10 protein-coding genes and 1 pseudogene are annotated in these 10,669 nt (G+C 40.4%); 6 read left to right on the forward strand and 5 right to left on the reverse strand.

Annotated elements, in window-relative coordinates:
• Window positions 1-7 precede the first annotated feature (7 nt).
• From HMPREF0850_RS04690 to HMPREF0850_RS04715, 6 genes are all read left to right on the forward strand, one after another.
• Window positions 8-931 carry a carbohydrate ABC transporter permease gene (locus HMPREF0850_RS04690; RefSeq protein WP_000818345.1) on the forward strand — a complete coding sequence of 308 codons (924 nt, stop codon included), beginning with the start codon at window positions 8-10 and terminating at the stop codon, window positions 929-931.
• A 107-nt stretch (window positions 932-1,038) separates the two neighbouring features.
• A complete protein-coding gene (locus HMPREF0850_RS04695) occupies window positions 1,039-2,523 on the forward strand; it encodes an ABC transporter substrate-binding protein (protein ID WP_000800427.1) in 1,485 nt (494 codons plus the stop codon).
• Window positions 2,524-2,757: 234 nt separating this feature from the next.
• A complete protein-coding gene (locus HMPREF0850_RS04700) occupies window positions 2,758-3,447 on the forward strand; it encodes a CPBP family intramembrane glutamic endopeptidase (RefSeq protein ID WP_000760549.1) in 690 nt (229 codons plus the stop codon).
• 68 nt (window positions 3,448-3,515) lie between these two features.
• Window positions 3,516-3,812, forward strand: coding sequence for a bacteriocin immunity protein (locus tag HMPREF0850_RS04705; RefSeq protein WP_000188099.1), 297 nt, complete (start codon window positions 3,516-3,518; stop codon window positions 3,810-3,812).
• Between the two features lie 131 nt (window positions 3,813-3,943).
• Window positions 3,944-4,930, forward strand: coding sequence for an oxygen-dependent tRNA uridine(34) hydroxylase TrhO (gene trhO, locus HMPREF0850_RS04710; protein ID WP_001030024.1), 987 nt, complete (start codon window positions 3,944-3,946; stop codon window positions 4,928-4,930).
• 121 nt (window positions 4,931-5,051) lie between these two features.
• A complete protein-coding gene (locus HMPREF0850_RS04715; protein ID WP_001140320.1) occupies window positions 5,052-5,912 on the forward strand; it encodes a DUF4299 family protein in 861 nt (286 codons plus the stop codon).
• Window positions 5,913-5,974: 62 nt separating this feature from the next.
• Here HMPREF0850_RS04715 and HMPREF0850_RS04720 read toward each other — a convergent pair.
• From HMPREF0850_RS04720 to HMPREF0850_RS0103125, 5 genes and pseudogenes are all read right to left on the reverse strand, one after another.
• Window positions 5,975-6,937, reverse strand: a pseudogene (locus tag HMPREF0850_RS04720) (DUF6574 domain-containing protein).
• Between the two features lie 62 nt (window positions 6,938-6,999).
• On the reverse strand, window positions 7,000-7,932 hold the full coding sequence (locus HMPREF0850_RS04725) for a DUF4097 family beta strand repeat-containing protein (protein ID WP_001229031.1): 933 nt from the start codon (window positions 7,930-7,932) through the stop codon (window positions 7,000-7,002).
• Entirely contained in the window at window positions 7,925-8,518 is a 594-nt protein-coding gene (locus HMPREF0850_RS04730) for a DUF1700 domain-containing protein (RefSeq protein ID WP_000198660.1), read from the reverse strand. Before HMPREF0850_RS04730 ends, HMPREF0850_RS04725 begins: the two co-directional genes overlap by 8 nt.
• Window positions 8,505-8,831, reverse strand: coding sequence for a PadR family transcriptional regulator (locus HMPREF0850_RS04735; RefSeq protein WP_000273860.1), 327 nt, complete (start codon window positions 8,829-8,831; stop codon window positions 8,505-8,507). Before HMPREF0850_RS04735 ends, HMPREF0850_RS04730 begins: the two co-directional genes overlap by 14 nt.
• A 155-nt stretch (window positions 8,832-8,986) precedes the next feature.
• Window positions 8,987-10,666, reverse strand: coding sequence for a DUF2971 domain-containing protein (locus HMPREF0850_RS0103125; protein ID WP_009013835.1), 1,680 nt, complete (start codon window positions 10,664-10,666; stop codon window positions 8,987-8,989).
• Window positions 10,667-10,669 lie beyond the last annotated feature (3 nt).

A 10,669-nucleotide genomic window follows, 5' to 3' on the forward strand; every position in this document is an offset into this window, starting at 1 on the left:
GGAGAATATGGCAGAAAAGAAAATTAAAAAAGAAAAAATCGATAATGTCGGCATTCACTCCTTTAGTAAGAAGGCGGATATCTTCTTCAGTATCATCTCTGGTTTGATTGCTCTTTCTTGTATCTTGCCCTTTATCTTCGTTATCATCATTTCGGTGACAGACGAAAAGAGCATCCTCCAGTATGGATATAGCTTTTTCCCATCACAGTTTGGGTTAGATGGTTTTGAGTTCTTGGCTCAGTTTAAAGATAAGATCCTCCAAGCGCTCTTTATCTCAGTTTTTGTAACCGTAGTCGGAACAGTGACCAACGTCTTCATCACGACAACTTATGCCTACGCCATCTCACGGACAACCTTTAAGTACCGCAGATTCTTTACGATATTTGCCCTTCTTAGTATGTTGTTCAATGCTGGTTTGGTGCCAGGCTATATCGTGGTGACTCGTTTGCTCCAACTTGGTGATACGGTTTGGGCCTTGATTGTTCCAATGCTCCTCTCACCATTCAACATCATCTTGATGCGTTCCTTCTTCAAGAAGACCATTCCAGAAGCTATTCTCGAATCCGCTCGTATCGATGGTGCCAGTGAAGCTCGGATCTTCTTCCAGATCTGTTTGCCATTGTCACTTCCAGGTATCGCAACCATCACGCTTTTGACAGCTCTTGGTTTCTGGAACGACTGGTTCAACGCCCTTCTTTACATCAAGAGTGATAACTTGTATCCATTGCAATATTTGCTCATGCAAATCCAGCAAAATATGGACTACATCGCAAAAGCAGTCGGCCTATCTGGTCAACTGGGAGTCGCTCTACCGAAAGAAACAGGTCGTATGGCCATGGTTGTTGTTGCAACCCTTCCGATTGCCATTCTGTATCCATTCTTCCAACGCTACTTTGTTAAAGGGTTGACAATCGGTGGTGTGAAAGAATAGCACTTGCTGAGAAACACCGTTTCTCCCTTCCCAACTTCATCTTAGTGACTGAAGTTACAAATCATTAAATCGTTTATAAGTTTAAAAATAAAAAAGGAGTTTTTATCATGAAAAACTGGAAAAAATATGCTTTTGCATCTGCTAGCGTAGTCGCTTTGGCTGCAAGCCTTGCCGCTTGTGGAAACCTTTCAGGTAACAACAAAAAAGCTGCTGACTCAGGATCAGGAGAAAAACCTGTTCTTAAAATGTACCAAATCGGTGACAAACCAGACAACTTGGATGAATTGCTAGAAAATGCCAACAAAATCATCGAAGAAAAAGTTGGTGCTAAATTGGATATCCAATACCTTGGATGGGGTGACTACGGTAAGAAAATGTCAGTTATCACATCATCAGGTGAAAACTACGATATCGCTTTTGCAGATAACTATGTTGTAAATGCTCAAAAAGGTGCTTACGCTGACTTGACAGACTTGTACAAGAAAGAAGGAGCAGAGCTTTACAAAGCACTTGACCCAGCTTACATCAAAGGGAACACTGTAAACGGTAAGATTTACGCTGTTCCAGTTGCAGCCAACGTTGCATCATCTCAAAACTTTGCCTTTAACGGCGCTCTTCTTGCCAAATATGGCATTGACATTTCAGGTGTCACTTCGTACGAAACACTTGAACCAGTCTTGAAACAAATCAAAGAAAAAGCTCCGGACGTAGTACCATTTGCGGTTACGAAGAACTTCATCCCATCTGATAACTTTGACTACCCAGTACCAAACGGACTTCCATTCGTTATCGACCTTGAAGGAGACACTACTAAGATCGTAAACCGTTACGAAGTACCTCGTTTCAAAGAACACTTGAAGACTCTTCACAAATTCTATGAAGCAGGATACATTCCAAAAGACGTAGCAACAAGTGACACTTCATTCGACCTTCAACAAGATACTTGGTTCGTTCGTGAAGAAACAGTAGGACCAGCTGACTACGGTAACAGCTTGCTTTCACGTGTTGCTAACAAAGACATCCAAATCAAACCAATCACTAACTTTATCAAGAAAAACCAAACAACACAAGTTGCTAACTTTGTCATCTCAAACAACTCTAAGAACAAAGAAAAATCAATGGAAGTGTTGAACCTCTTGAACACAAACCCAGAACTCTTGAACGGACTTGTTTACGGTCCAGAAGGCAAGAACTGGGAAAAAGTTGAAGGTAAAGAAAACCGTGTTCGCGTCCTTGATGGATACAAAGGAAACACTCACATGTCAGGTTGGAACACTGGTAACAACTGGATCCTTTACATCAACGAAAACGTTACAGATCAACAAATCGAAGATTCTAAGAAACAATTGGCAGAAGCTAAAGAATCTCCAGCGCTTGGATTCATCTTTAACACTGACAGTGTGAAATCTGAAATTTCAGCAATCACTAACACAATGCAACAATTCGATACAGCTATCAACACTGGTACTGTAGACCCAGAAAAAGCTATTCCAGAATTGATGGAAAAATTGAAATCTGAAGGTGCATACCAAAAAGTATTGGATGAAATGCAAAAACAATATGACGAATTCTTGAAAAGCAAAAAATCATAAGACAAACTGATTTCGTGTATTCATTCCTAATTCCTAAAAATGTGATCACTGCCTTCCTTAGTTTTCTAGGGGAGGTAGTGATTTTTTGAAATAAAGACATAGATATTCCTGTTTTCTCATTTCCCTTAATTTAACCATTCAGGAAATCTCAAGTACCATTGAGGATTTGGAGTAAGGATTTGGAGAAATATGGTCTATATTAGAGATGTTATGAGTTTATAAAGGAGGGTTCACATGAAAAAGTATCAGCTTGTCTTCAAAATAAGTGCAGTCTTGTCTTACTTATTTTTCGTATTTGGCCTTTCTCAGCTAACTCTTATCGTCCAAAATTATTGGCAATTTTCTTCTCAGATAGGCAATTTCTTCTGGATTCGAAATATCTTGAGTTTGCTATTTAGCGGAGTCATGATTTGGATTTTGATTAAGACAGGCCATGGCTATCTCTTTCACATTCCAAGAAAAAAATGGCTTTGGTATTCGATTTTGACAGTATTAGTGGTAGTGTTCCAGATCTCTTTTAACGTTCAGACAGCTAAACATGTTCAGTCAACTGCTGAAGGTTGGGCCGTATTGATTGGTTATAGTGAAACCAATTTTGCTGAGCTAGGTATCTATATAACGTTGTTCTTTCTAGTGCCACTGATGGAAGAGTTAATCTATAGAGGATTACTTCAACACGCCTTCTTTAAACATTCGCGATTTGGCCTTGATTTACTTCTTCCTTCCATTTTGTTTGCTCTTCCTCATTTTTTAAGTCTGCCTAGTCTGTTAGATATTTTCGTTTTTACAACATTTGGAATCATTTTTGCTGGTTTGACCCGCTATACCAAGAGCATTTATCCATCCTATGCGGTGCATGTGATTAATAATATTGTAGCGACATTGCCATTTCTGCTGACTTTTTTACATAGGGTGTTTGGGTAAAATATTAGCATGAGAGTTAGGAATTATAGTTTTTCAATTTATAAGCGAGTTTCAGGAGGAAAATAAGAATGACACCATTAAAATGGTTTGCAGGAGGAAGTGAACGGCGTTGTGAAGCAATGGCTATCATAGATTATCTACTGGAAGATATAAAGGATGCGCCTCAACTGACTCCCTTGAAAAATCAGTTAGTGATTTATAAAAGACGATTAGAGGACGATGGGACCTCTACTCCGTTTATATTGAGCCAAATGAATGTTGACATCTCACGTGTGTTGATTGATAATAAGTTGATTTTGTCAGAAAATCAAGCTAAGCAAATCAAAAAATTGAGAGAATTATCTGCGATTCGCTATGGTTACTGATAAAGTGCAGTGGCAGGTCTCTCTATACAATTTCCGGTCAAATAAATTGCATTCGTTTTCCCAAGTGGGTATACTGGTATAGTTGAATGAAAAATTCTGAAAATTTAAGAATAGAAAAGAGAACAAATCTTATGGCAAAAGATATTCGTGTCTTACTTTACTACCTTTATACCCCAATTGAAAATGCAGAGCAATTTGCAGCAGATCACTTGGCTTTCTGTAAATCAATCGGTCTCAAAGGCCGTATCCTAGTCGCTGACGAGGGGATTAACGGAACCGTTTCAGGTGACTACGAAACAACTCAAAAATACATGGACTATGTTCACAGCCTCCCAGGCATGGAAGACCTCTGGTTCAAGATTGACGAAGAAAGTGAACAAGCCTTCAAGAAGATGTTTGTTCGCTACAAGAAAGAAATTGTCCACCTTGGTTTGGAAGACAACGACTTTGATAATGACATCAACCCACTTGAAACAACAGGTGCTTACTTGTCTCCAAAAGAGTTCAAAGAAGCCCTTCTTGACGAAGATACAGTGGTCCTTGACACACGTAACGATTATGAGTACGACCTAGGACACTTCCGTGGAGCTATCCGTCCAGACATCCGCAACTTCCGTGAGTTGCCACAATGGGTTCGTGACAACAAGGAAAAATTCATGGACAAGCGTGTCGTGGTTTACTGTACAGGTGGGGTTCGCTGTGAGAAATTCTCAGGCTGGATGGTCCGTGAAGGCTACAAAGATGTCGGTCAATTGCACGGAGGAATCGCAACTTACGGTAAAGACCCAGAAGTTCAAGGCGAGCTTTGGGATGGGAAAATGTACGTCTTTGACGAGCGTATCGCAGTTGATGTCAACCATGTCAATCCAACCATCGTAGGGAAAGACTGGTTTGATGGAACACCATGTGAACGTTATGTCAACTGTGGAAATCCCTTCTGTAACCGTCGTATCCTAACATCAGAAGAAAATGAAGACAAGTACCTTCGTGGATGCTCACACGAGTGCCGTGTTCACCCACGTAACCGCTATGTTTCAGAAAATGAATTGACACAAGCAGAAGTTGTTGAGCGCCTAGCAGCTATCGGTGAAAGCTTGGATCAAGCAGCTACTGTATAAGATCAAACAGTCCTCAGGGGCTGTTTTTCTATGCTTTTTATCTAAAAATCTTAAATTTGTTTCTGTATCTTTCAGGAAAATAGGGTATACTGTATGTAAACGATTTCAAAGGAGGCCAGTTATGGCGAAAACATTTTTTATCCCAAATAAAGAAAGTATTCTAGGACAACAGGAGGTCTTGACTGCCAAGTCCATCTTAGCCTTGGTAGATGGTTTGGAGACGCATAGTTATGATGCGGTCTATCTCCGTCAGCCCCTCAATCGTCTCGAGTATATCGAGTGTGGGATTGTAGGCCAGTCGCAATTTCTCTTTAAAGTGAACTATGCGGATAGCCGAAAAGGCTATCAAGTGGTGATTCCAGACTTTCTTACCAGAGCGGACTGGGAGATTGTAGAGGCTCTCCTCCAAGCCCTATCGAACAAGTTGGGGCAAGTGGTAGAAGGGCTAGAAGGATTTGACTTTGAAGCTTATTTCCGACAAACAGTTCAGAATTATCTAGCGGATAAAGCGACTCGTCTAGTCTATTGTCAAGGGCTCTTGGCCCCTATCTATCTCAACAAGGAATACCTCGAGAGCTTTTTGGCTGAGGATGGATTGGCACGTTTTGAAGAGCTGGTCAAGAAGGTTCAAGGCTCTGATGCCTACCTTGCCAGTGTGAAATTTTACCCAGACGCCCAAGGTAAGGTGCACGGTATCTACCACCTAGCCCAGGGAGTCAAGACGATTTTACCTAAGGAGCCCTTTGTACCAGCACCTTATACCGAGCAGTTGGCAGGCAAGGAGCTTGTTTGGGAGATTGACCTAGTGGCGATTTCTGGTGATGGGTCCAAAGCAGAAGACTATGAATCCATCGCTCGTCTAGACTACGAAAAATTCCTAGAGTCACTACCAGAAGCGTTTTATCAGCAACTAGATGCTAATCAACTAGAAGTACAAGCTATTTTGGGAAAAGATTTTGAGGAATTGGCAGCCGTCAAGTAGACACGGTTAAAAAAGAGTTAGTATAAAAAATCCCTGTCATTAACAAATGGCAGGGATTTTGGTTAAAAGAAGGTTAGGATACGAAGGTAGTCAACTGTCAGCGCGAGCTCTGCAATGAAGAAGGGTAAGAGAATGGCGCCATCAAGTAAGACAGCTAGCAGAAAACGATAAAATGGGTCGAGGCTGCTGGTCTTACTTGGCTTGCTAATCACAAAGAGATTGCCAAGGGCAAAGATGGCCATGCTTAGAAGAGTGAGGATACCAGCAAATCGCAAGCCACCAAAGAGTGCAAAGAAACTCGCTAGAGCTGTTAGGACAAGCGGGATAGCAAAGAGTCTGCTGTAACGATCGAAAGCTTCTTGGAATGTGAAGTCGTTCTCCTGATCCAGCACACGTCGGACGGTAAAGCCTCCCAAAATGATAGAAAAGTAAAATAGAGCGCTAGCGACCAAGATAGAAAGTCCAGCAAAGAAATCTAAAGGTGGGAGCTGGTTAGGAGAGCTATTAGCCATAGAAATCATATAGCCATAGTAGAGGTGCTTGATATGGTAGATACTAAAGAAAAGGTTAAACGAGGATAGCAGGGTGAGCAGGGCAAAGACACTATAACGATGCTTTTGGTCCGTAGTCTTGCTGGCAGTTGGTTCTTGGATAGCATCCAACAGCCAAGTTCAAAACAGTGCGATTTCTTCTTTGAATCTGGCTGTTTTACGAGGGTCAATATCTGGGATATAAGGGCTTTCTAAAGCCTTGCTGAGGATGCTTTTTTCTTTTGCAGTGTTTTCTTGCTTGCGTTCCTCTTCAGCTTTCCCTTCTCCCTCTTCCTCGGTTTGGGCTTCCTCAATTACTTTGGGAGTTTCCTCCTCATGCGTTTCCAGCTCTTTAGGTGAGACAGAAGTTTCTTCGTTTACTTGTAGCTCGGTCTCCACAGTTTCTGAAGTCTCAGGCTCGTTGGGCTGGTTTTCCGATTTCGTCTGAGGTGATTTCTTCTCAAGATCGGCACTTTCAAACCATTCTTGTGTCATGATGGAACCTCCTTTTTTATGGTTGTTTTCTACTTTTAGACTAGCAGATGAAAGCGTTTTTGTCAATGATTTCTAGGTGGAGCAGAGTATTCTTCTTCCTTGGGTAGGTAGATATCCTGGTTGGCTTTTATAATGAGCAGGTCCTTGACATCTGCTTTTTCTGTTTTGTAAGGGTTGGCAAGTTCATTCTCTTTTTGTCTAGGGTGTTCTCTTTGAGCTTTACGATAAATACCGCCATGCTTAGAAGAAATGTCTAAATTGATACGATCGAATTCTGTCTTAGAAAGAAAGAGTGTTAGGTCATTATGAGAGTCTAACTCAACCTTGCCGTGGATTTGGATATCTTCAACATGGAGATGTCTCCCTTCTGTCTTGACCTGACTATCTGTCAGTTCTGTTTTAAAGATATTGATGATATTGGGCGTTGTGAATTTGCTGTTTTTGATACGACTTCCTTCGATTCGGAGGAGATAGCCGTTTGTATTGAGGGTCGCATTTTCAAGGCTAGCATTTATGATAGTGGTCTGTCCACGATTGGCCGATACAGTGATAGCTTGTAGCTTTCTTCCTTTAGGGAGGGAGAGAACGACTTCGTCAAAACGGTGAGAATAACTGCTGGCAATACGAAGAAGGCCTTCGATTCCTGAGCCGAGAAAACGATGTTGGGAGGTTTGTTTGTCAGTGACGGTCAGTGTTTTGTCACTTATGCCAGTAGTCAGATCGTGACGGCCAGACACCGACGGATGATAGGTGATGTGAATCTTGTCATCTACAGACTCTGTGATGGTCAGACTGTGCTCCTCAAGGGTTAAATCAAGTTTTTCCACTTCGCTTCCAAAGGTCACTTCTTCGATACGATTGTCATAGACGGGGTCTTTTGACATGGCAAGCAAGCTTTGAATACCATTGGACTGGGCGCCGATAACTATCATGATAAAACCAAGAATAGTAGCAACCACACCAAAGATGAGAAATCCTTTCGTCAATTTACGCATGTCTGTCACCTCTCTTTCCTTTTTTTAGAATCCATTGCACCAAGCGGACGACCAGGAGGCCAAAGAAACGAGCTACATAGGAGATGCCTAGTAGAACAAGAGAAGAAGCACCGATAGCAAGCAAACCAGCCCCGAAAATTAAGATAAAGGCAGATTTAGCTTCGGCTAGGATGCTAAAACTTTCTACGATAAAGAGTCCGCCCAGCAGGATACCCGTCACAGAGACGGTAAAGAAGGCTAGAATGACAGCGACCGCTGCGATAAAAAGCCCGATGATTGCCATGAGGATGCCGATCCCGACCGGAATTCCGATAGGAGCTACTAGCAGAGCTAGAAGGGCAATGTGTAGCAGTTGACGGTCATTCTTTTGAGCAGGACCTTCATTGACTTTCTTGTCGAGGAGGTTAGAGAGGACATCATGAGCTGCTTCTTTTGGAGTTCCCAGACTGGCGATGAGCTCCTCTTCACCCTCTGTACCTGCATCGTCAAATAGTTCCTTAAAGTAGTCCATAGCTTCGATGCGGTCAGCTTCAGGCAGTTTATTGAGATAGGTTTCTAACTGAGTCAGATAGTCAGTTCTTGTCATGGCGGATACTCCCTTCTATGATGCCGTTGACGGTGTCGGTATAGAGCGTCCACTCTTCCTTTAGAGTAACGAGCTGCTCTACGCCCCGATTGGTCAAGGAGTAGTATTTGCGCATACGCCCCTGAAACTCTCTAGAGTAGGTGGTTAGAAAGCCACTGGCTTCCAATTTTTTGAGAATAGGATAGAGCGTAGATTCTTTGATATTGGCGATGAGCTTAATGGTTTGGCTAATCTCATAACCATAAGAATCTCCCTGCTCCAGTACAGCCAAGATGAGAAACTCGATCAAGGCAGAGGATGTTGGGAAGTACATGGGAAACCTCCTTTATATTATATAAAAATTTTATATATACTCTTTTCAAATATATTGTATCTCAATATGAAAGCCCTGTCAAGAAATATGTGTAAAAATTTTATATATAAAAAACTCCTAGTAAAAACTAGAAGTTTAGAGGATGTTGCCAGCCTTTATCTAAATTTTATCGTAGATTTCTTATACTTAATTTCCTTATCCAAAAGTTTTAATAGAGGAGTTACGTACTCAGGATTTGGAAACTTAGGACCGAAAATGACTTCATCGATTTGAATTGGATTTTCCCGTTCTACATAAAGTTTACCAATTCCAGATTCTTTATCAATTTTTATTTTATCATTACTTGGGTCTAGATTAGCATAGCGCAAGATACGCAACTCGTCCTCATATTTGTAATCTACAGATTTAAACAAGTAACGAATTTCCTCTATACAGTCAGAAATCGCTTTTTGATAAAAATCATCTCCTTTGTTCAAATCCTTATCTATTTTTTCCTTTAAAGCTTCCAAGAATTCTTCTAATTTTTTGATTTCATACTCGTTAAAGAGCTCTGTTTTTTCTATGCTAAACTTACCACCTGAGTCATTGACATAGGCTATTCGGTAGAGATAATCCACATTTCCTTTTGAACCATTACCCTTTTCTTCAGAATTCGGTTCAGTTCCTTCGTCATTAACAGTATCGGCTAAATCATCCTTCTCACTCTGAAAGATAGATTTTTCAAAACCGCTATTTAATTCAGATTTAATTAAAGACATCTTATCAGAAAATTCTAAAGAGATTTTTTCTTGACGCCAAGAAACATCATTGAAGGATGAAAATCTAGAAAAATCATCTTCCCTAAGTACAATACAAACACCTTTGGCATCATCACCATACTGGGACCACATGGCTAAATCATCCGTTTTAATCGTAAAGCTCATTAAAAACCATGAACTTGGCTCCAAAGCATCTCGTCTATCTAAACCCAAGATCTTTTCTATGATGATACCTTCCTCAGGATCATTCATATAATTCGCATTATTCAAACGAGTTTTTCCAGATATGGAAAAGTTTGATCCCTCCTTCTGATTCAATAGATTTTGAAGCACACTCCCTTTGGTGTAGTGCCCAAATTTAAAATTCTTCTTTTTGCTTTTATCTTTCAATCCTAGTTGATACTTAATTTTTTGAACATACTGGTAAATAGACAGTAAGTTTTTTAGTTCATCCGAGTCTTCTTTATAACGCTCTGCCCACATTTGTAAAATAGCATATTTGGTGTTCTTTAAAAGACCTTCTTTTAAGATAAAGTTGAATAGCATGTACTCCTCACTGTCACAAACATTGTCATTACTAAAAAATAGATCATCAAAATTTTGTATCATAAATTTGGAAAATTTATCATAGAGATTTTTAATTGTTTCTGTGGTTTGAAGACGTTCATCTGAATCCGTTTGATGATTAAATAAGCTTGTTAAGAACACGCCATATATAAAAGCGATTTCTTCAGATTCTCGGAAGGGTTCATGTTCATGCAATTCCTGTAATTTCTTAGCAGTGGTTTCGAGTTTATTTAACTCAGTCTGCTTATTTGATAAATTGAACAAAATCATAGCATACGGCAAAGCTATATCAGGCGAATCCTGGAATTGTTGCTGTAATTTCTCTAATTTTTTGACAGTAGCCTCTAGTTCTTTCAACTCAGTCTGTACGTTTGACAAATTAACCAAAATCATGGCATACGGCAAAGCTATATCATGTGAATCCTGGAATTGTTGCAGTAATTTCTCTAATTTTTCGACAGTAGCCTTCCGTTCTTTCAACTCAGTTTGCTTGGTTGATAAATTGACCAAATC

This window comes from Streptococcus sp. M143, from assembly GCF_000162495.1.
Classification (GTDB): domain Bacteria; phylum Bacillota; class Bacilli; order Lactobacillales; family Streptococcaceae; genus Streptococcus; species Streptococcus dentisani.